Origin of the sequence: Streptomyces sp. NPDC019890, from assembly GCF_044903445.1 — a bacterium.
GTDB lineage: Bacteria > Actinomycetota > Actinomycetes > Streptomycetales > Streptomycetaceae > Streptomyces.
Window position 1 is genome coordinate 1 of record NZ_JBJDQK010000008.1, and the last position, 24,095, is coordinate 24,095.

General features: G+C 69.6%; 23 protein-coding genes. 15 read left to right on the forward strand and 8 right to left on the reverse strand.

What is annotated here, in order from left to right; genetic code table 11:
* Positions 1-1,538: nucleobase:cation symporter-2 family protein (locus ACI2LP_RS22195; protein ID WP_404726228.1), on the reverse strand; the 1,538-nt coding region annotated here is incomplete at its 3' end.
* 462 nt (positions 1,539-2,000) lie between these two features.
* Between ACI2LP_RS22195 and ACI2LP_RS22200 the strand changes: the two genes are divergently transcribed.
* From ACI2LP_RS22200 to ACI2LP_RS22210, 3 genes are read left to right on the forward strand one after another with little or no spacing between them, the layout of a single operon-like run.
* Positions 2,001-2,429, forward strand: coding sequence for a hypothetical protein (locus ACI2LP_RS22200; RefSeq protein ID WP_404726229.1), 429 nt, complete (start codon positions 2,001-2,003; stop codon positions 2,427-2,429).
* The gene (locus tag ACI2LP_RS22205; RefSeq protein ID WP_404726482.1) at positions 2,426-2,656 is read left to right on the forward strand and encodes a helix-turn-helix transcriptional regulator; all 231 of its coding nucleotides are present in this window, start codon (positions 2,426-2,428) and stop codon (positions 2,654-2,656) included. The genes ACI2LP_RS22200 and ACI2LP_RS22205 overlap by 4 nt, the downstream gene beginning before the upstream one ends.
* Complete coding sequence (locus ACI2LP_RS22210) at positions 2,653-3,624, forward strand: NAD(P)-dependent alcohol dehydrogenase (protein WP_404726230.1); 972 nt, start codon at positions 2,653-2,655, stop codon at positions 3,622-3,624. The genes ACI2LP_RS22205 and ACI2LP_RS22210 overlap by 4 nt, the downstream gene beginning before the upstream one ends.
* 93 nt (positions 3,625-3,717) lie before the next feature.
* Here ACI2LP_RS22210 and ACI2LP_RS22215 read toward each other — a convergent pair whose 3' ends face one another.
* The 4 genes from ACI2LP_RS22215 to ACI2LP_RS22230 all read right to left on the reverse strand — a co-directional run bounded on the left by ACI2LP_RS22215 (position 3,718) and on the right by ACI2LP_RS22230 (position 7,745).
* Positions 3,718-4,737: a zinc-dependent alcohol dehydrogenase family protein gene (locus tag ACI2LP_RS22215; protein ID WP_404726231.1), complete on the reverse strand. Its 1,020-nt coding sequence runs from the start codon at positions 4,735-4,737 to the stop codon at positions 3,718-3,720.
* Between the two features lie 173 nt (positions 4,738-4,910).
* Complete coding sequence (locus tag ACI2LP_RS22220; protein ID WP_404726232.1) at positions 4,911-5,351, reverse strand: hypothetical protein; 441 nt, start codon at positions 5,349-5,351, stop codon at positions 4,911-4,913.
* Positions 5,352-5,562: 211 nt separating this feature from the next.
* Complete coding sequence (locus tag ACI2LP_RS22225; protein WP_404726233.1) at positions 5,563-7,149, reverse strand: glycerol-3-phosphate dehydrogenase/oxidase; 1,587 nt, start codon at positions 7,147-7,149, stop codon at positions 5,563-5,565.
* Complete coding sequence (locus ACI2LP_RS22230; RefSeq protein ID WP_360864673.1) at positions 7,146-7,745, reverse strand: TetR/AcrR family transcriptional regulator; 600 nt, start codon at positions 7,743-7,745, stop codon at positions 7,146-7,148. Before ACI2LP_RS22230 ends, ACI2LP_RS22225 begins: the two co-directional genes overlap by 4 nt.
* Positions 7,746-7,814: 69 nt before the next feature.
* Here ACI2LP_RS22230 and ACI2LP_RS22235 point away from each other — a divergent pair, with 69 nt between their 5' ends.
* The 5 genes from ACI2LP_RS22235 to ACI2LP_RS22255 all read left to right on the forward strand — a co-directional run bounded on the left by ACI2LP_RS22235 (position 7,815) and on the right by ACI2LP_RS22255 (position 13,000).
* The gene (locus ACI2LP_RS22235; protein ID WP_404726234.1) at positions 7,815-9,410 is read left to right on the forward strand and encodes an FAD-binding oxidoreductase; all 1,596 of its coding nucleotides are present in this window, start codon (positions 7,815-7,817) and stop codon (positions 9,408-9,410) included.
* A gap of 29 nt (positions 9,411-9,439) precedes the next feature.
* Positions 9,440-10,321 (forward strand): diacylglycerol/lipid kinase family protein, encoded by an 882-nt coding sequence (locus ACI2LP_RS22240; protein WP_404726235.1) that lies wholly within the window; start codon positions 9,440-9,442, stop codon positions 10,319-10,321.
* A 151-nt stretch (positions 10,322-10,472) separates the two neighbouring features.
* On the forward strand, positions 10,473-11,045 hold the full coding sequence (locus ACI2LP_RS22245; protein ID WP_404726236.1) for an RICIN domain-containing protein: 573 nt from the start codon (positions 10,473-10,475) through the stop codon (positions 11,043-11,045).
* Positions 11,046-11,185: 140 nt separating this feature from the next.
* On the forward strand, positions 11,186-12,298 hold the full coding sequence (locus ACI2LP_RS22250) for an alpha/beta fold hydrolase (protein ID WP_404726237.1): 1,113 nt from the start codon (positions 11,186-11,188) through the stop codon (positions 12,296-12,298).
* 186 nt (positions 12,299-12,484) lie between these two features.
* Positions 12,485-13,000: an OsmC family protein gene (locus tag ACI2LP_RS22255; protein WP_404726238.1), complete on the forward strand. Its 516-nt coding sequence runs from the start codon at positions 12,485-12,487 to the stop codon at positions 12,998-13,000.
* Positions 13,001-13,071: 71 nt separating this feature from the next.
* Here ACI2LP_RS22255 and ACI2LP_RS22260 read toward each other — a convergent pair whose 3' ends face one another.
* Positions 13,072-14,763 carry a ricin-type beta-trefoil lectin domain protein gene (locus tag ACI2LP_RS22260; RefSeq protein ID WP_404726239.1) on the reverse strand — a complete coding sequence of 564 codons (1,692 nt, stop codon included), beginning with the start codon at positions 14,761-14,763 and terminating at the stop codon, positions 13,072-13,074.
* A gap of 215 nt (positions 14,764-14,978) precedes the next feature.
* Here ACI2LP_RS22260 and ACI2LP_RS22265 point away from each other — a divergent pair, with 215 nt between their 5' ends.
* The 6 genes from ACI2LP_RS22265 to ACI2LP_RS22290 all read left to right on the forward strand — a co-directional run bounded on the left by ACI2LP_RS22265 (position 14,979) and on the right by ACI2LP_RS22290 (position 21,638).
* Entirely contained in the window at positions 14,979-15,827 is an 849-nt protein-coding gene (locus ACI2LP_RS22265; protein WP_404726240.1) for an HAD hydrolase family protein, read from the forward strand.
* Between the two features lie 154 nt (positions 15,828-15,981).
* Positions 15,982-16,800: a DUF2785 domain-containing protein gene (locus ACI2LP_RS22270; protein WP_404726241.1), complete on the forward strand. Its 819-nt coding sequence runs from the start codon at positions 15,982-15,984 to the stop codon at positions 16,798-16,800.
* Between the two features lie 128 nt (positions 16,801-16,928).
* Positions 16,929-18,437 (forward strand): glutamate synthase subunit beta, encoded by a 1,509-nt coding sequence (locus ACI2LP_RS22275; protein ID WP_404726242.1) that lies wholly within the window; start codon positions 16,929-16,931, stop codon positions 18,435-18,437.
* A gap of 65 nt (positions 18,438-18,502) precedes the next feature.
* Positions 18,503-19,138 (forward strand): class I SAM-dependent methyltransferase, encoded by a 636-nt coding sequence (locus ACI2LP_RS22280; RefSeq protein ID WP_404726243.1) that lies wholly within the window; start codon positions 18,503-18,505, stop codon positions 19,136-19,138.
* 39 nt (positions 19,139-19,177) lie between these two features.
* Positions 19,178-19,528 carry a VOC family protein gene (locus tag ACI2LP_RS22285; protein WP_404726244.1) on the forward strand — a complete coding sequence of 117 codons (351 nt, stop codon included), beginning with the start codon at positions 19,178-19,180 and terminating at the stop codon, positions 19,526-19,528.
* 214 nt (positions 19,529-19,742) lie between these two features.
* Positions 19,743-21,638, forward strand: coding sequence for a sulfatase (locus ACI2LP_RS22290; protein WP_404726245.1), 1,896 nt, complete (start codon positions 19,743-19,745; stop codon positions 21,636-21,638).
* Positions 21,639-21,733: 95 nt separating this feature from the next.
* Here the strand turns inward: ACI2LP_RS22290 and ACI2LP_RS22295 are convergent, their stop codons facing one another.
* Positions 21,734-22,060, reverse strand: a complete 327-nt coding sequence (locus ACI2LP_RS22295) for a hypothetical protein (protein WP_404726246.1) — start codon at positions 22,058-22,060, stop codon at positions 21,734-21,736.
* Between the two features lie 85 nt (positions 22,061-22,145).
* Here ACI2LP_RS22295 and ACI2LP_RS22300 point away from each other — a divergent pair, with 85 nt between their 5' ends.
* On the forward strand, positions 22,146-22,934 hold the full coding sequence (locus ACI2LP_RS22300; RefSeq protein WP_404726247.1) for an SDR family NAD(P)-dependent oxidoreductase: 789 nt from the start codon (positions 22,146-22,148) through the stop codon (positions 22,932-22,934).
* 45 nt (positions 22,935-22,979) lie between these two features.
* Here ACI2LP_RS22300 and ACI2LP_RS22305 read toward each other — a convergent pair whose 3' ends face one another.
* Entirely contained in the window at positions 22,980-23,966 is a 987-nt protein-coding gene (locus tag ACI2LP_RS22305) for an ArsR/SmtB family transcription factor (protein ID WP_404726248.1), read from the reverse strand.
* Positions 23,967-24,095 lie beyond the last annotated feature (129 nt).

Sequence of the window (24,095 nt, forward strand, 5' to 3'; positions counted from 1 at the left end):
ATACCGGCCAGCGCGACCATCGCGAACATCACGGTCGCGGCGCCACCGAGCACCGGGTGCGGGACCGAGGCGACTGCGGCACTCTGAGCCGCTACCCCGGCGGGAGCGGGGTCAGCCGCTGCGGCGTCCGCCGGGTCCACACCCGCCACCACGCTGTCGGCCACGCCCGGCTCGATCTCCGGTTCCTTTCGGCCGAGCCCGTTGAGGAGCAGGTTCAGCAGGATCGCGGTGCTCGCACCGAGCGTGACGCCGCTGTTCAGCAGCGACGACAGGTCCGCGTTCATGTGGTCCTTGAACAGCACCGGGACGGTGGAGGGCAGCAGGGCCACGGCCAGCGAGACGCCCACCACCAGGGCGTTCTTCTCCTCCTTGAGATCCACCTTGGCCAGGGTCTGGATACCGGCCAGCGCGACCATCGCGAACATCACGGTCGCGGCGCCACCGAGCACCGGGTGCGGGACCGAGGCGACTGCGGCGGCGGCCTTCGGCAGCATGCCCAGCACGATCATGAAGGCACCGGCCGCGACGACCACGAAGCGGCTCTTCACCTTCGTCATCCGCACCAGGCCGACGTTCTCGGCGAAGGCCACGTACGGGAAGGAGTTGAGCACACCGCCCAGGGCGGTCGCGGCGCCATCGGCGCGCAGCGCACGGGCCACGGTCTCGCCGTCGATCTTCTTGCCGACGATGTCGCCGATGGCGTACGTGTCACCGGTGGTCTCGACCATGGTGATCAGCATGACGATCAGCATCAGCAGGATCGGGAACCACTGGAACTGCGGGGCGCCGAAGTGGAACGGCGTTATGACACCCAGCCAGTTCGCCTTGCCGACGTCCGCGAAGCTCGCGTCGCCCAGCAGGAAGGCGACCGCGGTGCCGGCCACCAGCCCGAGCAGGATGGCGATGCTGGACAGGAACGGCCGGCCGAGCTTCATCAGCACCAGAATGAAGACCATGGTGCCGCCCGCGTAGGCGAAGTTCTTTGGATCGCCGAAGTGCGGGCTGCCGACTCCACCCGCCGCGTCGTTCAGCCCCACCGGGATGAGGACCAGCCCGAGGACGGTGATCACCGTGCCGGTGACCACCGGCGGGAAGAGCCTCAGCACCGCCCTGAAGGCGGGAGCGGGAAGCCAGGCGAAGGCGAAGGTGGCGAGACCCGCAGTGATCACCGCGCCGTAGATGACCAGCAGTGCGGCCGTGCCGCCGCCGGCGCCGAGACCGATGGCGATCATCGGGGACACCGCGGTGAAGGTGACTCCCTGGATCAGCGGCAGCCGCGAGCCGATCCGGCCGATGCCGAAGGCCTGGATGATCGAGGCGATACCGCAGGTGAACAGGTCCGCGTTGATCAGGTAGACGAGCTGTTCTCGGCTGAGCCCGAGGGCCCCGCCAACGATGATCGGGACGATCACGGCACCGGCGTAGAACGCCAGGACGTGCTGGAAACCGTAGAGTGCCAGTTTCGGGAGGGGGAGCACCTCGTCGACCGGGTGCTCGCTCTGCTTTCCGGCAGCGGAAAGCCAAGCGACTCGTGCCATCTCCGCCTTGCCCTTCAAGAGGTAGGTACTGAGAGGAAGCTCTGGTTATCCCTGGCGCGACGACGATGGCGCACCCTGGTTTCAGCCAGTCGCATGGGGGTCGAAGCTTCGCGGTGTCTCCGCCGGCCCTTCGTCCTGTTGAACGCATATCCAACGCCAGACGGTAACTCGGCGAACATCGTAGACTCCTCCAAAGAAGGAGCCGCCTACGGGCGCTCCACCTGGCCAAACCTCCAAGGCCAGACCGGCCGCCCTGGCCCTGGACAGCGCCAAGTGCCCCTGAGGCGGGTCCACTTCAGGCCACCTGCGCACGTTCACACGAGTAAGACGACAAGCCTTCCCGGCCTCCGGTGCCCGGCAGGACGGGCACATCGCCGTACAGCTGAAGTTAAGAATCCTTGACATGAGGTCTAGGACTTCTTACATTCATCCATGTCAAGTTTCTTTTACATAGGAGCAGGCGTGTCATTCGAAGAGAAGCGCACGTGGATGATGGCGGTGGTCACGGTGGGGGCCTATGCGACCTACCTCGGCATCATCCTCGGGCGGGCGGAGAGCACCCCTCTGACCGAGGTGCCGTACGTCTCGACACTGCTGTGGACGATCGGCGCCGCGATCGCGGTGTCGATCGTGCTCCACATCGTGATGGCCATCGCCTCGCCCAAGGACGCCGACAAGAAGGACCAGCGCGACAGGGAGATCGGCCGGTTCGGTGAGTACATCGGCCACTCCTTCGTCGTCATCGGCGCCGTTGCGGCACTCGGCATGTCGATGGCAGAGCTGAACTACTTCTGGATCGCCAACGCGATCTACCTGGCGTTCGCCCTGTCGTCGGTCCTTGGCTGCGTGGCAAAGCTCGTCGCCTACCGCCGAGGTTTTCAGCCGTGGTGAGGCCGACCAGAGTCACGAACTCGATCCGAGCCCTCCGATTCGCGAACAAAGAGATGACGCAGGCGCAGCTGGCGGATCTCATCGGTGTGACCCGCCAGACCGTCATCGCCATCGAGAAAGGCCGCTACTCGCCCTCCCTCGAGATGGCCTTTCAGATCGCCCGGGTGTTCAACGTCCCGCTCGACACCGTGTTCCAGTACACGGAAATTGAAGGAGAGGCACCATGAAGGCCATCGTCCAGGACGTGTACGGCTCAACCGATGTGCTGCAACTCAGGGACATCGACCCGCCGACGGTCGGGGACGGCGACGTGCTCGTACGGGTACACGCGGCCGGCCTCGATGCGGGCGTGTGGCACCTGATGACGGGCCTGCCCTACCTGCTTCGTCTCGGGGGCTTCGGGCTCCGCGCACCGAAGAACGGTGTGCGGGGCATGGACGTGGCCGGACGCGTTGAGGCGGTCGGCAGAAAGGTGACCCGCTTTCAGGTGGGTGATGAGGTCTTCGGCGCTTGCGACGGCTCCTTCGCCGAGTACGCGTGCGCCCGGGAGGACAGGCTTGCTCCGAAGCCGGAGAACCTCACCTTTGAACAGGCGGCGGCCGTCTCCATCTCCGCTTTCACCGCCCTCCAGGCGGTTCGCGACAAGGGGCGGGTTCAGGCAAGGCAGAAGGTCCTCGTCATCGGTGCGGCGGGAGGTGTGGGGACGTTCGCGGTGCAGCTGGCCAAGATGTTCGGAGCGGACGTCACGGGCGTGTGCAGTACGACGAAGGCGGATCTGGTCCGATCGATCGGTGCGGACGACATCATCGACTACACCCGCGAGGACTTCGCGGACGGGACGCGCCGCTATGACGTCATCCTCGACATCGCGGGCAACCGGTCGTTGTCACACCTGAGGCGTGCACTCGCCCCGGCGGGAACGCTCGTCATCGTCGGCGGTGAGGAGGGAGGACGGTGGCTCGGGGGCACCGAGCGCCTGATCCGAGCGTTTCTGCTGTCACCGTTCACACGCCAGAAGCTGCTCGGGCTGATCTCGGCGGAGCGACAGGAGGATCTACAGCTCCTGAAGGAGCTCATCGAGGCGGGCAAGATCACGCCGGTCATCGACAGAACGTACCCGCTGAGCGAGGTCCCCGAGGCGATCCGGTATCTGCGCAACGGCCACGCACGCGGCAAGGTGGTCATCACCGTGTGAGGCAGGACCGACCACCGAGGCGCTGGTTCGCCGACCGGACCGTCCCTGCCCAGACAGCCGGCTCACCAGGTCACGCTGCTGACGGCCGTGCGGTCACTCGGTGACGAGCACGGCCACCCCGGTGATCCGTCCGGCCGCCAGATCGCCGAGGGCTCGGTCGGCCTGCCTCATCGGGTAACGCGTGACCCGCACCGTGGGCCGTATCCGGGCCACTTCGGTGAGGAAGGCACGGCCGTCGTCGCGGGTGTTGGCGGTGACGCTGCGTACGGTCCGCTCCTGGAACAGATGGCGCGCGTAGTCGAGCGGCGGTATGTCGCTCAGGTAAATCCCGGCGATCGCGAGTGTCCCGCCGCGGTCCAGCGCGGCCAGTGCCACCGGCACCAGCGTGCCGACCGGTGCGAACAAGATCGCAGCATCCAGCGGCTGCGGGGGCTCACCGGCTCCGGCGGACGCCGCCCCCAGGTCCAGCGCCAACTGCTGCGCCTGCGGCGACCGGGTCACGACATGGACGTCGGCACCGCGGGCGATGGCGACTTGAGCGGTCAGATGCGCGGAAGCCCCGAACCCGTAAATGCCGAGCCGCCCGCCGGACGGGAGTTCGGCCCGCTGCAGTGCCCGGTAGCCGATGATTCCCGCGCAGAGCAGAGGTGCGGCCTCCTCGTCGTTCCATCCTTCCGGCAGGCGGTAGGCGAATCGGGCGTCCACGACGACATGGTCGGCGAATCCGCCGTGGATGTCCCAACCGGTGTAGCGGGAGTCGGGGCACAGGTTCTCCCGGCCGGTACGGCAGTAGCGGCACTGCCCGCAGGTTCCCGCCAGCCAGGCGGCCCCCGCCCGGTCACCGACGCGGAATTGCTCGACAGCGGGCCCGGTGGCGATCACCTCGCCCACGACCTCGTGGCCCGGCGAGCAGCGCGCCTTGCGGGGTGCCAGGTCGCCCTCGGCCAGATGCAGGTCGGTCCGGCACACCCCGCAGGTCCGCACGCACAGCAGCAGCTCGCCCGGGCCGGGCGCCGACAGCGGGCGCTCCACCAGCCGCAGCGGGCCTGACGTGATCGGACCCGGGCGCTCGACCACCCAGGCGGACGTCGTCGCGGGGATCGGCTGCGCCATCGTCGCTCTCCTCTCCGCTCCGGCCGCATTGCCTGCTCACGGCCAGGGGGCTTGGAGCTGTGCCCGAACCCAGGATGCCCCTGGTACGGGGGCGGGGGCACCCGGATGGGGGGGCAGCACGGGCGCACGGGCGCACGGGCCCCACGGGTGACGGCCAGATCTGGACGCGAGTCCTACGGGAGGCTCGTGAAGGACACGATCGGGCCGTCCACCGTGTCGATCGCCTGTACATCAAAGCTCCGCCGCGGAAATGCCCGCCCGAGAGAGAGGCGCCAAGAGGTCGCGATCTCCTGGGCCAGCGCAAAAGCGTTGGCCTCGGATTCGGCGTCTTCCTCGATCCCGATGTACTGCCACAGCCTGAATTGGTTCAGGGTCGCTTCGATCGAGACGGCATCCCCCTTCAATGCGCTGTGCCACGTCCGAAAATTGTCGGGATCGTATGAACGATCCCACAGCACACACCCCTCCACCTCGACGAACTGCGGCAGGAACACGCGCGACAGGGCGATCCATTCGGTCAACCCTGTATGCGCGGAGAGGAAGTCCAGGTAATCGAGGTCAGCACGCGCACCTTTCGCCCATCTCTTGATCCGAGGGTCCTTCATGGGGTCCATCGAGCATCCCTTATTACGCAATTCATCAGGCCTGGCGAGCCTCGGCACTTTATCGCAAGGCCGGCCTTCTCTGATTCGCGTATCCGCGGACCGGGCCTCGACGACCTCGGGCGTGAGGTGGACGGCGCAACAAGTGGCCGCCCGCCCTTCCCCTCCCCCCTGCCTCGGCCGTCGTCCGAGCCGTTCCGCCGCAACAACGCGGCCGGAGAGCTCAGCGGGCCAGTGCCTCGCGGGCGGCTTCGCGCGCCGCCTCGCGGTCGTGCGGGACGAGGCCGATACGGGTGCGCCGGTCGAGAATGTCGGACTCGTCGAGGGCGCCCTCGTGGCGCACCGCCCACAGCAGTTCGGCGCCGGTGACGGGGTGTCCGGGAACCACGGGCAGCGCCAGAGACGGGTCGGCGAGGCCGAGTGCGTGGACGGCCGGAGCCTCGGATCCGTAGCGGCGGACCAGGCGCCGGGGCGCGGCAAGCGTCGCAAGCGTGGCGGGCCGGGCGGCGCCGACAAGGGGGATCGAGGTCGTACGGCACCGGTCGGCGGTCAGACCGTTCCCGGTGACGGCGGCGTCGACGGCGTCCTGGGCCATCCGCCGGTAGGTGGTGAGCTTGCCACCGACGACCGTGACCACACCCTGGGTCGACGTCACAACGGCGTGCTTGCGGGAGATGTCGGCGGTGCGGCCGGTGCCCGGCGTGGCGGTGTCCGGCCGCGTGGTGTCCGGCGTCGTGGTGTCCAGGAGCGGCCGCAGCCCGGCGAATGCTCCCACCACCGAATCGCGGCTGACGGACACGTCGAGGGCCGAGCCCAGCACGTCGAGGAGAAAGCCGATGTCCGTCTCGGGCACCTCCGGTACGTCGGGGACGGCGCCCTCGATCGGCTCGTCGGTCAGCCCCACGTACACCCGGCCGTCGCCCTGCGGCAGGACGAGTACGAACCGGTTGGACTCGCCGGGGATCGGGATGTGCATCCCGGCGGCGAGGCCGCCGATCTCCTCGGAGCGCAGGACCAGATGGGTGCCGCGAGAGGGGCGCAGCCGTACATCATCGACGAGGCTGCCTGCCCAGACCCCGGTGGCGTTGATGACCGTGCGGGCACGGATCTCCAGTTCCGCTCCGGTGAGTTCGTCGCGGGCCATGGCGCCGGAGCCGGTGAGCGAGAGCGCGCGGGTGCGGGTGAGGATGCGGGCGCCGTGCGCGGCGGCTGTGCGGGCTATCGCGGTCACCAGACGTGCGTCGTCGGTGAGTTGGCCGTCCCATGACAGCAGTCCCCCGCGCAGGCCTGTCGGCCGCAGCGCGGGGACCATGTGCCGCGTCTCCACCGCGGAGAGCGTACGGGGGGCGGGCAGCGTGGTGCGTGAGGTGTGGGCGGAGGCACGCAGCAGGTCGCCGGCCTTGAAGCCGGCCCAGGCAAGCGCCGCCTGGCCGCGGGAGACCATGGGGGTGAGCGGCAGGACGAAGGGCTGGGCGCGTACGAGGTGGGGGGCGGTGCGTTCCATGAGGACACCGCGTTCGACGGCGCTTTCGTGGGCGACGTCGAGCTGGCCGGTGGCGAGGTAGCGCAGTCCGCCGTGGATGAGCTTCGAGCTCCACCGTGAGGTCCCGAAGGCGAGGTCATGGGCGTCGATGGCGGCGACGGTCAGCCCGCGTGCGGCGGCGTCGAGTGCGGCTCCGGCGCCCGTCGCGCCGAGACCGACGACAAGGACGTCGACGCGGGCGCCGTCGGCGAGTTCGGCGAGTTCGCGGCGTCGGCGTGCCGCGCCGAGCGAGGAGGGGGCGGAAGCACGGCCACGTGAGCGGCTCATGGCGTAAGGGTCCTCTCCAGGAGGGTCCGCAGCTCTTCGAGGAAGGCCGCTTCGGTGAGTTCGGGGTCGGTTTCGTCGGTCATCGTGCGCAGCGAGAGCGTGAAGGACTGCGCGACGAGCAGCAGCGAACGGGCCTGAAGGTCGGGGTTCATCCGGCGGACGGACCCGTCGGTGTGGCCCTCCCGCAGGGCACCGGTGATGAGCCCCAGCAGTGCGTCCTGGCTGGTGCCCCGGTGGTCGAGCACGTAGGGCAGCAGCAGCTCGGGATCCACGTCGATGATCTTGCGGAAGAGCGGATGGGCGCGAAAGGCGGCGACTCCGGCGACCATTCCGTCGATGAGCCGGGTCCGGGTGGGGACGTCGGGCTCCGGGCCGGTCATCGTGCCGACGGCGAGTGCGATCCACTCCCGGGTCATCACGTCGCCGACGAGGGTCCGTACGTCCGGCCAGCGGCGGTAGAGCGTCATACGGGACACTCCGGCGCGCCGGGCCACGTCGGTCAGGGTGGTGCGGCGTACGCCGACAGCCAGGACACAGTCGCGTGCCGCGTCGAGAACGGCATCTCCGTCCGAACGGTTGTGACGAATGGGCGTCATCTGTCACAGTGTAATCGCAGTGCAGGCCGTACGGCACGGCGACCCGCAAAACCGAGGGTGAGGATCCAAGTGGACATGTTGTGGAGCGGCTGGGGAGACCCGGCCAAGGCGGCCCCGCTGCCCGACACGGTGATCGGCCTGCTGCGCGACCTGCTCGGCGTCACGCCCAGGGAGAGCGGACCCGCGCACATCGGCAGCATCCCCGCTCCCGACTCCCCCCTCACCGACAAGACCCGGCAGGCGCTCGTCGACTGCCTGGGGGACGCCACACATCTGCGCACCGATGCGGAGACACGCATCCGGCACACCCGGGGCAAGTCCACCCCCGACCTGCTGCGCATCCGGGCCGGCGAGGTCGACGACATCCCGGCAGCCGTCGCACTGCCCGGCAGCCACGACGAGGTACTCGCCCTGCTGCGAGTCTGCGCCGAACACGGCGTGTCCGCCGTGCCGTTCGGAGGCGGGACCTCCGTCGTCGGCGGACTGGCCCCCGAGGCGCAACGCGGCTTCATCGCGCTGGACCTGCGCCGACTGGACAGTCTGCTCGTCCTCGACGAGGTCTCCCGCACCGCCGTTCTGCAGCCCGGGCTGCGCGCACCCGACTGCGAGGCGCTCCTCAACGAACAGGGCTTCACCCTGGGCCACTTCCCGCAGTCGTACGAGTGGGCCTCGATCGGCGGGTTCGCCGCGGCGCGGTCCAGTGGCCAGGCCTCGGCCGGTTACGGCCGGTTCGACGACATGGTGCTCGGCCTCACCGTGGCCACCCCGGAGGGCACCCTGGAACTGGGGCGCGCGCCCCGCTCGGCGGCAGGACCGGATCTGCGCCAGCTGATCCTCGGCTCCGAGGGCGCACTGGGTGTCATCACATCGGTGACCGTTCGGATCCGGCCCGTACCGCAGACCAGGATCTACGAGGGCTGGCGCTTCTCGTCCTTCGAGGCGGGCGCGCTGGCACTGCGCAAGCTCGCCCAGGACGGACCGCTGCCGACCGTGCTACGGCTGTCGGACGAAACGGAGACGTTCATCGGCCTCGCGCAGCCGGACGCCATCGGCGGGTCCGACGCCCCGCAGGCAGCCGGCTGCACGGCGATCGCCGGTTACGAGGGCACAGCCGAGGACACTGCGGACCGGCGTGCGCGGGCCCGGGAGGTGCTGCTCGCCTGCGGCGGTGAACTCCTCGGCGAGGAACCGGGCGACCGGTGGGCCCACGGCCGCTACAACGCCCCGTATCTGCGCGACGCGTTGCTGGACGCCGGCGCGTTCGCCGAGACCCTGGAGACGGCGACGTTCTGGTCCGGCCTGCCCGCTCTGTACGACGCGGTGCGCCAGGCGCTCACCACGGCCCTGACCGACGCGGGCACTGCGCCCCTGGTCATGTGCCACATCTCCCATGTGTACGAGAACGGCGCGTCCCTGTACTTCACCGTGGTCTCGGCGCAGGGGGACGATCCGATCGCCCACTGGGCCCCCGTGAAGCGGGCCGCCAACGACGCGATCCTTCTCGCCGGCGGCACCATCAGCCACCATCACGGAGTCGGTACCGACCACCGCGACTGGTACACGCGGGAGATCGGCCCTGTCGGAGTCAACATCCTTCAGGCCGTCAAGAACGAGATCGACCCGGCCGGAGTCCTCAACCCCGGCGTCCTCATCCCCGTCCGCTGACTTGCCCCGTGCCGACCGGAGGCGCATTCATGCGACATTTCACCGCCATCGTCAACCCCACCGCAGGCGGTTCCAGCGGTACGGCGGCCCTGCTCCCGCTGGCCCGCCTGCTGCGGGAGGCCGGGGCGCAGCTCGACACCCAGTACAGCCGCAGCCTGGAGCACGCGCGGGAGTTGGCACAGCAGGCCGGCGAACGCGGGCACGTGGTGCTCGCCGTGGGCGGCGACGGGATTGCCGGCTGTGTCGGCGGGTCGCTGAGTGGCACCGACACCGTGTTCAGCATCGTCCCGGCCGGCCGGGGCAATGACTTTGCCCGCGCGCTCGGCCTTCCGTCCGACGCACCCGCCCTGGCCGAACTGCTGCTCAACGCCTCGCCGCGGGCGATCGACACCATCCAGGTCGAATCAGCGGTGCACCCCGGAACATGCGTGCTGGGCAGTGTGTACGCGGGAGTCGACGCGGTGGCCAACCAGTACGCCAACACCGCCCGACTGCTGCGGGGCGCCGCCTCCTACTACGCGGGCGGCATGCGCGCCGTGCTGACCTGGCGCCCCGTCTCCTATCGCATCACCGTGGACGGCGTACTGCACGAACGGCGCGGCTACACGGTCGTGGCCGCCAACTCCCGCTTCTACGGGTTCGGCCGCCAGATCGCCCCCGACGCGCGGCTCGACGACGGGCTGCTGGACGTGGTCGTCATCCGGCATGCACCGAAACGGCTGTTTTTCGCGATCATGAATGAGCTCAAAACAGGGGCGCATGTGCAGCGCCCGGAAGTGGAGATCCTGCGGGGCAAGGAGATTCACATCGAGGCCGATCGCGACATCCCCTACGGCGCGGACGGCGAGATCGAGGCGACGCTGCCGGTGACGGCAAGGGTGCAGCCGGGGGCACTCAAGGTGCTCTGCTGACGGAGAGCGTATCTGCGTGTACCCCGACACCCGGCTGCCGTCGGCGGCAGCCGGGGCTGGGTGCGAGCACGGATCCCTCCGAACAGCCCGGTTCCTACTGTGAGAAGCAGGCAGCTCCCAGTGAGGGCTGTAGCAGCACACAGGAGGGGACATGAGGAAGTACAGAGCGGCCGGCCTTGTTCTGGCCGGCCTGGTGGCAGCCGCGGCCGGTTTGGTGCCGGGGGGAGCCGCTCAGGCCGCCAGTGCGGTCGAGCGCGATACCGGAACCGCACAACCCCGCAGCATCGGGGCCGCCTTCGCGCTCAAGAACACGGTCACCGAAAATTGTCTGGATGCGAGGCAGTCAAAGGAACCTGGCATGGTGTGGCAGTGGGACTGCGACTCCAACGATGCCAACCAGAACTGGCTCATGGAGCAGGTCCCGTCGGCGCCGGGCTGGTACTCGCTGCGCAACCTCAACAGCAATCTCTGCCTGGACCTGCGGGCCGGCAGCGATGACCAGGTGGTGAACGGCACGACGATCCAGCAGTATTTCTGTTTCCCCGACTCCATCGGCTCCGAGCGGTGGCAGGTGATCGCCTCGCCTACCGACCCTGAAGCCGTGATCGTGGCCAATCAGGTCAAGAGCAAGTGCCTGGACACCCGCCGCAACGGAGGGAACCGGACAAAGATCGTCGTGTGGGACTGCAACGGCTCCGAGAGCCAGAACTGGACCCGGGAGTAGGGCCGCGGGGCGCAGACCTCGGCCTTCTCTGACGGCCCGTCGGCTTGCCCGGCGGACCGTTCGGCCCTTCTGCGCCGGCGTCGCGGCGGGGCAGCCGGCAAGCCGGTCGGACCGGCACCGGGTCGGAGTACGATTCGCCCATGCCACGCCAAGTGGGCAATGCGGGGGCGCCTCCCGGCGGCGGAGGCGGGCAGGAGATCCGGTTCTGTCGCGCGCCGGACGGGGTCCGGCTCGCCTACGCGATCCACGGGCAGGGCCCGCCGCTGGTGATCGACTCGTGCTGGCTGAGTCACCTCCAGTTCGACTGGCAGAGTCCGGTCTGGCGCCACTTTCTCGAGGACCTTGGCGCGCGCTTCACGGTCATCCGGTACGACGAACGCGGTTACGGCCTGTCTGACTGGGAGATCGAGGACTATTCGCTCGAGGCACGCGTCGCCGACCTGGAGGCTGTGGTCGAGGCGGCCGGCCTTGGCCGCTTCGCGCTGGTTGGGATGTCGCAGGGCGGCCCCGTGGCGATCAAGTACACCGCCGCGCATCCCGACCGGGTGACTCGCCTGATCCTGTCGGGCACCTGGGCGTCCGCCGCGCGGACACCGGAGGACGTGGAGCTTCTCGAGACGTTGGCGAGCATGATCCGAGTGGGCTGGGCCAGGCCGGATTCTCTGTTCCGCCGCGTGTTCACCACCATGCTGATCCCCGGGGCGTCCGAGGAGCAGATGCGCTGGGTCGACGCGCTACAACGGATGTCCACCTCGACGGAGAACGCGGCCGCGCTGTGCGCCGAGCGTCAAAAGGTCGACGTCAACGATCTGCTACCCGCGATCGCCGTTCCCACGCTGGTTCTTCATTCGCGTGACGACGCGATGGCCGGCTTCGACGAGGCCCGGCGAGTCGCATCGTCGATTCGCGGCGCCAGTCTGGTACCGCTGGAGAGCCGCAATCATATTCTCCTGGCTGACGAGCCGGCCTGGCGCGTCTTCTTACATGAGGTAGCCGCCTTCGCCGAACCCGATCGAGCGGCTGCGCAACCCACCGCGCATCAGGCTCCGTTGGCCGATCTGACCGAGCGCGAGTTCGAGGTCCTCCGGCTGGCCGCGGCTGGGCTGGACAACTCCGGGATCGCCGGGTCCCTGGCGCTGAGCGTACGTACGGTCGAGCGGCACCTGTCCAACGCCTACCTCAAGCTCGGCGTCAGCGGCAGGGCGGGAAGGGCGGCTGCCGTCGCCGATCTGGTTCGCCGCGGCCTGGCGTAAACGCTGCCACCCGGCACCGGAGTTGCCGGGCTGATCCTGCGTGCATGCCGGCCCCCTGCTGGTGCGAGCAACAGCGACGGTGCGTGCTGGCACGGATGCCCCTGAACTGCCTTGCTTCTACCGTGAGAAGCCGAAAGCTTCCAGCCAAGGGGCCTTCCAGCCAAGGGAACCGAGAGAAGGTGGATCATGTCAGCGAATGTGATCGAGGCCAGCAAAGTGCGCTTCCTGGCCGAGCCGAGCGCGGCGCGATCTGCTCCGGCCGTGACGGCGTCACTGGTCAACGGGCATGCGCGACTCTCAGCCGGGCCCTTCAACTGGGACGCCGATCTGCCGCCCGCGGTCGGCGGGCAGAACGTGTCACCCAGCCCCACCGCCTACCTGCTCGGCGCGCTCGCAGGCTGCGCCGTCGTCTTCGTACACGACACGCTCGCGCCCGAACTCGGTCTCCGACTCGACGAGGTGAGCGCCGTTGCCCGTTGCACCGCGGATGCGCGAGGACTGCTGGGGATGGCTGGTGCCCTCCCGGATCTGGGTGACGTCGCGGTCGAGATCCATGTTGTCTCGCCCGAGCCCGCGGACAGGTTGCGGCGGCTCTTCGAGATCTGGCAGGAACGCTGCCCGGTCTATCTGGCACTCGTCAAACCAGTACCGGTACAGGCAACGTTCACCACTGAGGCCGGCGTCGCCCGATCCCACCGCTGACCGGTGTAAGACCCCGGTCAGAGGCCCGGAAGCGGATCGGGCGGCAGCTGGACGACACGCGCCGACGCGCCCTATGCCCCGGCGGTCCAGCGCTGGTCACTGTCTCCGTCGGCGGGGTCGAAGTCGAGCGGACTGCCCTCGGAACTTCCCAGCGGTTCAAGGGCGAAGTCCGGCGCGATCCGTGGGCGTATGGCTCCTGATCCATCGACGAAGAAGAGCAGATTGACGCCGTTCTGGCCGTTGACGGAGGCGCAGGACCAGATGCCGACGCCGCGGTCGGTGTCCCCGCGCGAGTCCAGGCAGTAGTCGGGATCCGCGTTGCTGCGCAGGAGGCCGATGGAGTCCAGACTCCACAGCTGGGTAGGGGCACCGCTGCAGCGGGTGGTGAAGACGTCCGTACGGTTCGCCATCACACCGTCCACGATGTCCAGGCACAGTCCGGAATCCGCGTTGACGACCTGGGTGAAGCCGCCCCCCGGGACGATCGCCGCCGGCCGGCGCGGGACGCTCTTCGAGGGAGCGGGCGCCGGCGGCTTGGGGGCCGGCGCTGAAGTGGTGGCGGTCGGCGAGGGTGAGGGCTTCTTGGACGGCTCCCGGGTGGGGCTCGCCGATGGGGTGGGCGAGGGAGTGGGCGCGGCCACGGTGGGCCAAGTGGCGCGGAGCGGGGGCTCCTTCGCCCGCTCGCGGGCCGGGCCGGAGTCCTCGGAGGCGGCCGCCAGCAGAGTGCCGGCGACGACCACGCCCGCGAGCGCGACCGCCACAGCGACAAGGACGACGGGCGTGGACAGCCGCCGTGCACTCTTCCGCGGCATCCCGTCGCTCTGCGGCGACTTCGCGGATGCAGTGAACGCCGACATGCCGGCCGTCGGTTTCGACCGGTCGGGCTGAGCCGGTACGGCGTCGAGAAGGCCACGCACGGGGCCGCGGGCCACGTAGGCCGCGCCGCCCCACCCGAGCAGGCCCTCGGCAAACACGGCCCGCGGGTTGTCCGCCATCCGCGTCAGCTCCGCGACCAGCCGGGTGCAGCTGGGGCATTCCGTCAGATGGAGCGTCAGATCCTCGCTGCGGCGCCCGTCCCCCGGCCGCGCCGACACCTCGATGATGCGGCGGAATCCCAGACACTTCCGGTCCCCGCAACGCTCCAGATACGCCCGGACGTAGGCCTGTCGCATGGCGTTCTGCGCCTTTTCCCGCAGCTCGGGAACGAAGTTCGGTTCGACGCCGAGGAAGCCGGCCACCGTGGCGTCAGCCTCCTCCTCCACCAGCGCGTACCAGAGGACGCCCCGCGTCAGCTCCGGCAGCTGGTAGAAGCTGGTGAGCATGGCGGACGACTCCTCGAACCGAAGGCGCCGGGGCTCCGGCAGCCCCGGTGCGGTGACGTCGGCGGTGTCATCGATCCAGGCGACGAAATCGCGTTCGAGCCGGTCCACGCGGCTGCTGTCGGCCCAGGTGAGGCCCACCCGCTGAACAAGCATCAGCAAATGGTGACGCCAGTTCCCCCGGGGCTCGATGCCCCGGCACGCCTCCTGGGCAGCGAGATCGAAGGTCTGGAGGACCAACTGGTTCCCGGCTACCTGGTTGCGTCCGCAGAGCCGGGCGTAGGTGAGCACAGCGGGCAGATGGCGGCGCTTGAGCTCCTGGACGGCGGGATGGGCGCGCGGGGCACCGGACCGGATGCGTTCGGTGAGCTCCGCGTCCGACAGGGCGGTGTACACCGTTGTCTCGTCCGCGGAATCCGGACCGACCTGGTGGAGCTCTGGCACCCTCTTGACTCCTCACTACGGCGCGACCGACCCGCCTGTCCAGACAGAAACACGCCGGTTTTACCAGCAGAAACAAGTGCCCATAGTGGAGCAGCCGGTTCCGCAGGGAAAGGTGTTTCCGCGGGTAAGTCGTCGTCGGAGGCCAGTCGGCCGATGCTGACGGCAGCCGCAAAGTATGTGGACGGGGACGCCCAGAGCATCGGTAACATCGGGCGATGAACCATCCTCGACTGATCGCCACCGATCTCGACGGCACGCTCTTGCGCCGCGGCGGCATCCTCTCGGACCGCACCTTGCGCGCCCTGCACGGCGCAGTCGACGCCGGCGCCGAGGTCGTCCTTGTCACCGCCCGCCCACCCCGGTTCGTCGACATGCTCGCCGCCGCAACCGGCATGGTCGGCACCGCGGTGTGCAGCAACGGTGCCCTTGTCTACGACATCGCGTCGCGCACCGTCATCGAGACCCGCACCCTCCCGGTACCCGCAGCCCGCCAGGTGGCCACCGCGCTGTCGGATGCGACCCCGGGGCTCGGCTTCGCTGTGGAGACCGGCCACCAGGTCCTGTACGAGCCCGGGTTCGGGCTGCGCTTCCCCGGAGGCGCCGACACCGAGGTGGCGGTCGCGTCCCTGCTGGACCTGTGGCTCACCGACGTCCCCATCACCAAGCTCCTTGCCTGGTCGGCGCAGCTCGATGCGGACTACCTGCTGGCCCTCGCGGAAGCATCGGTCGGCGGCGTGGCGCAGTTCACCCACTCGGGCGGCCAGGGTCTGCTGGAGATCAGCGCGCCGGGCGTCAGCAAGGCGGGCACTCTCTCCGCCCTGTGCGCGGCGCGCGGAATCGACTCCACGGAAGTCGTCGCCTTCGGTGACATGCCGAACGATCTGACCATCCTGCAATGGGCGGGTACCGGCTATGCCATGGCCAACGCCCACCCGACGGTCCTGTCCGCAGTACCGCGGCACACGGCCTCCAACGAGGACGACGGGGTGGCGGTCATCCTCGAACAGCTCTTCAGCGAGGCCTCGCGCGACCGGCGCACCCGAAGCCGCAGTCACGACCGGTGATCGCGGAGGTCTACCCAGTCGGCCTGGGCCTGGGCCTGTTGCGCAGCACCGCGTACCCCGCTGCTCCACACCTTCCCGCAACTGGTGGGGCTGCTGCGCGAGTTCGCCGCCGACCTTCCTTGCCGGTCTCCGCAGCGCGTGGAAAGCTGCTGCGGTGAGTACGGATCTTGTCCACTGGCCGTCGATCGCCGCCGAGGGCTTTCCCTTCCCCGACGCCGTATCGGCTTTCCGGGTCCGCGACGAACTGTCGGCCATGCTCGTGTCTGCTGACCCCGAGGTCCGTGACGAGCATGCCTACACCGCCGCCGCGCGCTGGATACGGGAAGGGCACCTCGATGAGGTCCTGGCAGACCTCGGTGACACTGCCGCGGACCGTTTCACCCATCCCGAGATTCAGGCCCGGACCTTCGCTCCGCTCGTTCTCCGGTGCGTTCTGACGCGCGGACACGCCGTACCCGGCACCGTGCCGGAGGCGGCCGCGGAGCGCTGGTATTCCGGTTTCTCTTCCTGGTACCCGTCCGAGCGCGACACCCGTGGCTGGGACGACTCCCTCGGTTGGCTGCACGCTGTCGCCCACGGCGCCGACGCGGCTGCGGCGTTCGCGCAGGCCCTGCCTGCCCACCGCACCGAACTGCTGGAACTGTGCGCTCACCGGATGACGGCCGCGCACGCGGACTACCGCTATGCGCAGCTGGAGGATGCGCGCCTTGCCCGCGCACTCAGCCTCATCCTGCTCACCGGGGACCTCACGGCCGAGCAGGCCACCGACTGGCTGGGGGTAGTGGCGGACGCCCTCGACGGTGGCGGCCCCGGCCCCGTACCACCCTGGGCCTTCAACACCTTCGCCACGCTTCAGTCGCTCCATCTCCACCTGACCCGCGGCCTCGCCGACGGAGGCGTTCCGCCGCACGCCCCTGTCATCGCGGCACGTGTCGCCGCGATCCTCCGCCTGCCTTACAGCTGGCTCGCCTGATGATCGGCCGCGCCGGACACCGCAGACTGCCGGGCTCCGCTCCATCGACCGGTGAAAGCGGAACAAAGCAGGCGTAGGCTGGCCAGAACGCCCTATTGCACCGCGAATGAGCGATGGAGGCGCGGCGCATGACCGACCCCTTCGGCTTCCTCAAGATCCCCCGTCGGCCCGTCCCGGCGCGCCCCGTCGAGGAACGGCTGAGCGACTGGAACGAGGTCTACGCGGGGCAGGCGCTGCTGCCTCTCGTGTCCGAGCAGGCGGGGCGCTGCATGGACTGCGGCATACCGTTCTGCCACCACGGCTGCCCGCTGGGGAATCTCATTCCCGAGTGGAACGCGTACGCGGCACGGGGCGACTGGCAGGCCGCGGCCGAGCGGCTGCACGCGACGAACAACTTCCCCGAGTTCACCGGGCGGCTGTGCCCGGCGCCGTGCGAGGACGCCTGCGTACTGACCATCAATGCCGATCCAGTGACGATCAAGAACGTCGAGCAGGCCATCGCCGACCAGATCTGGGAGCGCGGGTACGCGCCACCGCAGCCGCCGGAGCGGCTCAGCGGGAAGACCGTCGCCGTCGTCGGCTCCGGACCCGCGGGACTGGCGGCGGCCCAGCAGCTGACCCGGGCGGGCCACACGGTCGCGGTGTACGAGCGCGCGGACCGCATCGGCGGGCTGCTGCGCTACGGCATCCCCGCGTTCAAGATGGAGAAGCGGCACCTGGACCGCCGCATCGAGCAGATGCAGGCGGAAGGCACCAAGTTCCGCACGGGCGTGGACGTCGGCGGCGATCTCGACGCCACCGAGCTCAGCAGGCGGCACGACGCGATCGTCGTCGCCGTCGGAGCCACGGAGCAGCGGGAGCTCCCCGTCCCCGGCCGTGAGCTGTACGGCATCCACCAGGCCATGGACTACCTGACTCTTGCCAACCGGGTCAGAGAGGGCGACTACGCCTCGTCCCCCGTCACCGCCGAGGGCAAGCATGTGGTGATCGTCGGAGGCGGGGACACCGGCTCCGACTGTCTGGGCACCGCCCTGCGCCAGGGCGCGGTCTCCGTGGTGCAGCTGGACATCAACCCGGAGCCGGGCGACGCCCGGCCGGACACTGAGCCCTGGCCCATTTATCCGAAGGTCTACCGGATCTCCCATGCCCATGAAGAGGCTCGTGGGCGGGAGGGCACGGATCCGAGGCTCTTCTCGTCCGCCACCCTCCGCTTCGAAGGCGGCCCGGCCGGCCATGTGCGCGCGCTGCACCTGACGGAAGTGGAACCCCGGGCCAGAAAGCCGCGGCCGGACACCGAGCGGGTGATACCGGCGGAGCTGGTCCTGCTCGCTCTCGGCTTCTCCGGTCCCGAACGGGGCACCGGTCTGATGAAGCAGCTCGGGCTCAGGCTGGACGACCGGGGAAACTTCGCGCGGGACGAGGCCTTCGCGGCCGAAACGGCGGGGCAGGCCGGGCGGAGTGGCCGCAGCAGGACGGACGGGGTCTTCGTCGCGGGCGACGCGGGGCGCGGACAGTCCCTTGTGGTGTGGGCCATCGCGGAGGGACGGGCCGCCGCGTCGGCGACGGACCGCTATCTGACCGGGTCCACCGTGCTCCCGGCCCCCGTCACCGCAAAGGACCGGCCCCTGGCGGCGTGAGGACCGGGCGCCACCGGCGGGGACCGTGCAGCCGGGCCGCGCCGGTGTCATGCTGCAGAGGAGACATGGAGGCCGCGATGGGGTTCTATGCCGAGCGAATGTTGCCGCGGGTCATCAATGTCGCCTGCGGCGTCAAGACAGCCCAACCGCTACGACGCCGAGTCTGCGCGGGTCTGAGGGGCGACGTCGTCGAGATCGGCTTCGGAACGGGACACAACGTTCCCTTCTATCCGCCCGCCGTCACCCGCGTCGCCGCGGTCGAACCGTCCGATGTCGGATGGAACCTGGCCGGGGAACGCATCAGGGCGACCAGCATCCCCGTGGAGCGCGCCGGTCTGGACGGCCAGGCGCTGCCCTTCGCGGACGACAGTTTCGACGCCGCCCTGTCCACCTGGACGCTCTGCACCATCCCCGACGCCGATACCGCCCTGCGCGAGATACGGCGCGTCCTCAAGCCCGGCGGGACCCTGCATTTCATCGAGCACGGCCTGGCCCCGGAAGAGGACGAAAACGTACGCCGCTGGCAACGACGCCTCGAACCGATGGAGAAACGCCTCTTCGGCGGGTGCCACCTCACCCGGCCGATCGTCGACATGCTCAAGAACGCGGGATTCACGATTGCTGACGTCGACGTCTTCTACGAGAAGGGCGCCCCGAAGCCGATGGGCGCCGACTCCCTCGGCACCGCCGTGTCTCCCTAGTGACGCGGTGCCCGGGTGGGCAGCACCTATGCTCGCCGCATGATCAACGGTGGCCACGTCATCATCTACAGCCGCGACGCTGAAGCCGACCGAGCCTTCTTCCGGGACGTGCTGGGGTACCCGCACGTGGACGCGGGTGGCGGCTGGCTCATCTTCAGACTTCCGCCGGCCGAGATCGCCATGCACCCCACGGACGGCCCGGAGTCGCACGAGTTCTACCTGATGTGCGACAACGTGGAGGCAACCCTTGAGGAGTTGACCGCGCGAGGGGTGGAGTTCACGCAGCCGATCACCGATGCGGGCTGGGGACTGCTGACCAGGTTCCGGCTGCCGGGCGGCGGAGAAATCGGGATGTACGAACCCCGCCATGAACGGGCCACCGATCTTTGACGGTGAGCCGTCGCACCGCCCGAGCGAGTGCCCCGCCCACCGGTCCGACCCCACACCCAACCAGTTCACCCGCACAGGCGTACGCTTCCCGCGCGGACGACCCTGGTGATTGAACGGAAGCCGCCGGCAGGCCGTACAGATGAGGGCGGCCCCGGCCTCCCGAGCCTGGTCCGCCGTGTCACCAACGGGCTTCGCACGGAAGGACCTTCGGGTTGTGCTCTTCACGCGCTCGCGTCAGCTGCCGGACAAGGACAAGGCAACTACGGAGGAGGGTCTGACTCCGGACGGCTCCCCGGAGCGCATACCGGGTGACACCGCCGCGGATCAGGACGCCGCCGCAAGTGACGGCACGGCCGTCCACGAGGAAGCCACCGCAGGTGATGCCGCCGGTGAGGCCCCGGACGAGAGAGCCCCGGGCGGCGGCTGGCGGAATAAGCACCCGGCCGCGGCGTTGGCCGCGGCGCGGCTGACTACTGGTCTGGCTGCCGTACTCGTGCTCCTCGCCCTCCTCCTGCCGAACCAGCTCTCCCGCCTCACGCCCGGCGCCTTCGCGCGCATCCCGGTGGAGGGGATACTCGGCGCCGCCGTGCTGCTCGTCCTGCCGCCGAAGCCGAGGCGGTTGGCGGCGGTGCTCGGCGGGGTGGGCCTCGGCCTGCTGACCATCCTGAACGTCCTCGACATAGGCTTCTACTCGGTTCTCGACCGGCCGTTCGACCTGATTCTCGACTGGATCCTGTTCGACGACGCCGAGGCGTTCCTCAGGGACTCGGTCGGCCAGGCCGGCGCGATAGGTGCCGTGATCGGGGTCGTGGCCCTCGTCGTCGCCCTGCTCGTCCTCATGACGCTGGCGGTCGTCCGACTGAGCCACCTCATAGTCCGGCACCGCACCGTGACGACCCGTACCACCCTGGTGCTCGGGACTGCCTGGATCACCTTCGCGGCGCTGGGCGTGCAGATCTCCGGCGCACCGGTCGCCTCCAGGAACACGGCCCAGTTCGTCCGGGACCGTGCGCACCAGGTGCGTGCGAGCCTGCAGGACAAGGAGTCGTTCCCGAAGGAGATCGCCACCGACGCCTTCAGCGACACCCCGCCCGACCAACTGCTCACCGGGCTGCGCGGCAAGGACGTCATCTTCGCCTTCATTGAGAGCTACGGCCGCAGCGCGGTCCAGGATCCGAGGATGGCGCCGCAGGTCGGCGCGGTGCTCGCGGACGGGACCAGCCGGCTGCGCGCGGCCGGGTTCTCCTCCCGGAGCGCCTTCCTCACCTCACCGACGTTCGGCGGCGGCAGCTGGCTGGCCCACTCCACCTTCATGTCGGGCTTGTGGATCAAGAACCAGCAGCGCTACCGCACCGCCACCTCGAGCGACCGTCTGACGCTCACCGGCGCGTTCAAGCGTGCCAACGCCTGGCGAACGGTCGGCATCATGCCGGGCGTCACCCGGGCCTGGCCGGAGGGCCAGTTCTACGGCCTCGACAACATCTACGACTCCCGGCAGCTCGGGTACAAGGGCCCGAGGTTCAGCTGGGCGCCCGTACCCGACCAGTACAGCCTGTTGACCTTCGAACGCCTCGAGCACGGCAAGCGGGGGCCCAAGCCGTTGATGAGCGAGATCATCCTCGTCTCCAGCCACAATCCCTGGGCGCCCCTCCCCAAGATGATCGGCTGGGACAAGGTCGGTGACGGCTCGGTCTACGACGCCATCAGCAAGGAGGGCAAGGACCCCAAGGAAGTGTGGAAGGACCCCAACCAAGTCCGCACCGAGTACCGGCGTTCCATCGAATACTCGGTGACCAGCCTCATCTCCTACGTGGCGAAGTACGGCAATGACAACACGGTGCTCGTCTTCCTCGGCGACCACCAGCCAGCCCCGATCGTCACCGGCGACAACGCGAGCCGGGACGTACCGATCGCGATCGTCGCCCATGACCCTGCGGTGCTGGACCGGATCTCCGGCTGGGGCTGGCAGGAGGGCCTGAAGCCCGGTCCGAAGGCTCCGGTCTGGCGGATGGACACCTTCCGCGACCGCTTCCTGACCGCCTACGGTCCGAAGCCCGGCCCCAAGCTGGCCCCGTCGCCGTCCCCATCTCCGTCCCGGTCCAGGGGGTGACCGCCCTCTTTCGAAGCCTCTCCGGACGCGACCTCTCGTAGGTCAGCCGTCAGCGGCCCGAGGTCCGGGCGGAACCCTGCTGTATCGGCTCGGACCTAGGCCGGGCGCCGGTGCCCGCCCGCCAGCGCCGCACAGGCGAGCGCCGCGACCACCCCCGCGGCCAGGAAGCCCCGGCTGGACCGCCAGGACAGTACCGACCACCGCGATTGGGCGGACAGCACCGAGCCGGTGCTCAGCCAGGAGCCGGCCGAGATCAGCGAAAGGGCGGAGCCGATCGAGCCGACCGACAGGACGGAGCCGACCGAGCCGACGGACAGAACGGATCCGACCGATCCGATGGAGAGCACCGAGCCCTGCGAGCCGATCGACAGCACGGAGTCCTGGGACCAGAGAGACAGCGGTGAGCCTGCGTGCTTGGACATGTGCCGATCCTAAGATGCAGCGCCCGGCCTTTGCTGCGATCGTGCCAGTGGGGATTGCGCACTTCCGCTTCCGAAGGAGTCCCTGATGGACCTTCACCTGTCGGGCAAGGTGGCCGTCGTGACGGGGGCGAGCAGGGGGATCGGCCTCGCCGTGACCCAGGCGCTGGCCGCCGAGGGGGCGAGCGTGGTCGCTGCCGCCCGCAGCACCACGGACGCTGTGGCGGAACTCGCCGAGCACGCTCAGGTGCATCCGGTGGCGGTGGACCTCAGCACCGCGGACGGTCCCGCCCGGCTGGTCGAGGAGGCCGTCTCCCGGTTCGGCGGGCTGGACGTCCTGGTGAACAACGTCGGCGCGGTCCGGCCGCGGCTGGGCGGCTTCGGCTCCGTCACCGACGAGGACTGGACCTGGGCGCTGACGGTCAACTTCCTGGCGGCGGTCCGCACCACCAGGGCGGCGCTGCCGCATCTGGTCGAGCGCGGTGCGGGCTCGATCGTGACGGTCAGCTCGGTCAACGCGTTCCTGCCGGACCCGGCCGTCATCGACTACAGCGCGGCCAAGGCGGCGCTGAGCAACTTCTGCAAGTCACTCTCCAAGGAGGTCGGCCCTCAGGGCGTGCGGGTCAACACGGTCAGCCCGGGGCCGGTGGCCACGGCGCTCTGGCTCGGCGACGACGGTGTCGCCGCCACCGTGGCTAAGGCAGCCGGCAGCCGACCGGAGGAGGTCGCCCGGGGCGCGGCCGCCCAGTCGGTGACCGGGCGCTTCACCCGGCCCGAGGAGGTCGCCGACCTCGTCGTGACGCTGGCGAGCAGCCGCACGGGGAATGTCACCGGCGCCGACTTCGTCATCGACGGCGGGCTCATCACCACGCTCTGACCGGCCCCGGGGCGCCGGGCTCGCCGCCCAAGGCCCGCCGGAAAGTCAGCCGTTCACGCTCCGCGTTCCACTGCGTCGCTGAACGAGCAGGCTCCCCAGAGCAGTGCGCCGGTGCAGGACCGCCCGTCCCGCGCGGACCGTGGTGATCAGGCCCGCGCCGCGCAGTGCGGCGGTGTGGGTGGATGCGGTGGCATTGCTGACGCGCAGCCGTCGCGCGAGCTCGCTGGTGGTGCGCTCGTCCGCGAGCAGGAGCAGTATGTCGACGCGGGTTCGCCCGAGCACCGCGGCCAGCGCGTCGTCCGTGCCACCCGCCCCGCTCGGCGCGAGCGGCAGGCCCGTGCCGGCCGGGTAGGTGAGGAACAGGGGGCGGTCGGGCAGGTCGGCGATGAGGGGATGGCCGGTCCAGTGGAAGGTGGGCTGGAGCACCACGCCGCGACCGCGCAGCTTGATGTCCCGTTCATCGGACCCCTCCACCTCCCAGACGCCCTCGTGCAGCCGCGTGCCAGGGACAAGGTCGGCGAGTGCGGCGCCGACGCCGTGCTCAGCCACGGCCAGGGCATGGCGGGTGAACTCCGTCTGATGCAGGTCCTGCACCAAGGGCCACACGGGGCGCAGTACTGTCTCGAAGGCCGCATGCTGTGCCCGGCGCAGGAGTTGCCAGGCATCGGCATCGCCCCGGTGCAGATCGCGGATCCACAGCGGAGCCGGGGACGGGCGCTTGGCGTACACCCGCTCGATTTCGGAGCGGACCAGCTCCGGGCGTGAGGCACGGACGGTGTCCAGTCCCTCCTTCAGCGTGTCGCTGAACACGTCGATGAATTTGGGGGCTTCGCCCGCCGGAACCAGGTCCCCCAGCGGCTCGACGGCGGCCGGCAAGGAATGCAGCAACCGCCGCCTCCAGCGACCGAGGAGCAACTCGTCGTCGGGGCGGCACATCCTCATGAGGGCCACGTTCAGCTCCAGCAACGGCGCCGGCCGGGACGCGAACCGGACCCGCGCGAAGTCGGCGGCCGTGAAATGGATCCGGATCACTACTCCCCCTGGTGGCACTGCGCCATCGTTTAGGGCAGTGCCTAAACCCTCGCCTGCACTCCCTGCCGGGCGCCAGCATTTCAGTCATGCCCCGGTCATTCATTCAGGGGGCCGCCGAAAGGCACAAGG

Bases quoted from the DNA above. Each gene is read 5' to 3' on its own strand.
- ACI2LP_RS22215 (WP_404726231.1), bottom strand. From the start codon at position 4,737: ATGGCGCAGCCGATCCCCGCGACGACGTCCGCCTGGGTGGTCGAGCGC.
- ACI2LP_RS22220 (WP_404726232.1), bottom strand. From the start codon at position 5,351: ATGGACCCCATGAAGGACCCTCGGATCAAGAGATGGGCGAAAGGTGCG.
- ACI2LP_RS22245 (WP_404726236.1), top strand. From the start codon at position 10,473: ATGAGGAAGTACAGAGCGGCCGGCCTTGTTCTGGCCGGCCTGGTGGCA.
- ACI2LP_RS22280 (WP_404726243.1), top strand. From the start codon at position 18,503: ATGGAGGCCGCGATGGGGTTCTATGCCGAGCGAATGTTGCCGCGGGTC.
- ACI2LP_RS22275 (WP_404726242.1), top strand. From the start codon at position 16,929: ATGACCGACCCCTTCGGCTTCCTCAAGATCCCCCGTCGGCCCGTCCCG.
- ACI2LP_RS22295 (WP_404726246.1), bottom strand. From the start codon at position 22,060: ATGTCCAAGCACGCAGGCTCACCGCTGTCTCTCTGGTCCCAGGACTCC.
- ACI2LP_RS22225 (WP_404726233.1), bottom strand. From the start codon at position 7,149: ATGAGCCGCTCACGTGGCCGTGCTTCCGCCCCCTCCTCGCTCGGCGCG.
- ACI2LP_RS22240 (WP_404726235.1), top strand. From the start codon at position 9,440: ATGCGACATTTCACCGCCATCGTCAACCCCACCGCAGGCGGTTCCAGC.
- ACI2LP_RS22300 (WP_404726247.1), top strand. From the start codon at position 22,146: ATGGACCTTCACCTGTCGGGCAAGGTGGCCGTCGTGACGGGGGCGAGC.
- ACI2LP_RS22230 (WP_360864673.1), bottom strand. From the start codon at position 7,745: ATGACGCCCATTCGTCACAACCGTTCGGACGGAGATGCCGTTCTCGAC.
- ACI2LP_RS22265 (WP_404726240.1), top strand. From the start codon at position 14,979: ATGAACCATCCTCGACTGATCGCCACCGATCTCGACGGCACGCTCTTG.
- ACI2LP_RS22255 (WP_404726238.1), top strand. From the start codon at position 12,485: ATGTCAGCGAATGTGATCGAGGCCAGCAAAGTGCGCTTCCTGGCCGAG.
- ACI2LP_RS22210 (WP_404726230.1), top strand. From the start codon at position 2,653: ATGAAGGCCATCGTCCAGGACGTGTACGGCTCAACCGATGTGCTGCAA.
- ACI2LP_RS22250 (WP_404726237.1), top strand. From the start codon at position 11,186: ATGCCACGCCAAGTGGGCAATGCGGGGGCGCCTCCCGGCGGCGGAGGC.
- ACI2LP_RS22285 (WP_404726244.1), top strand. From the start codon at position 19,178: ATGATCAACGGTGGCCACGTCATCATCTACAGCCGCGACGCTGAAGCC.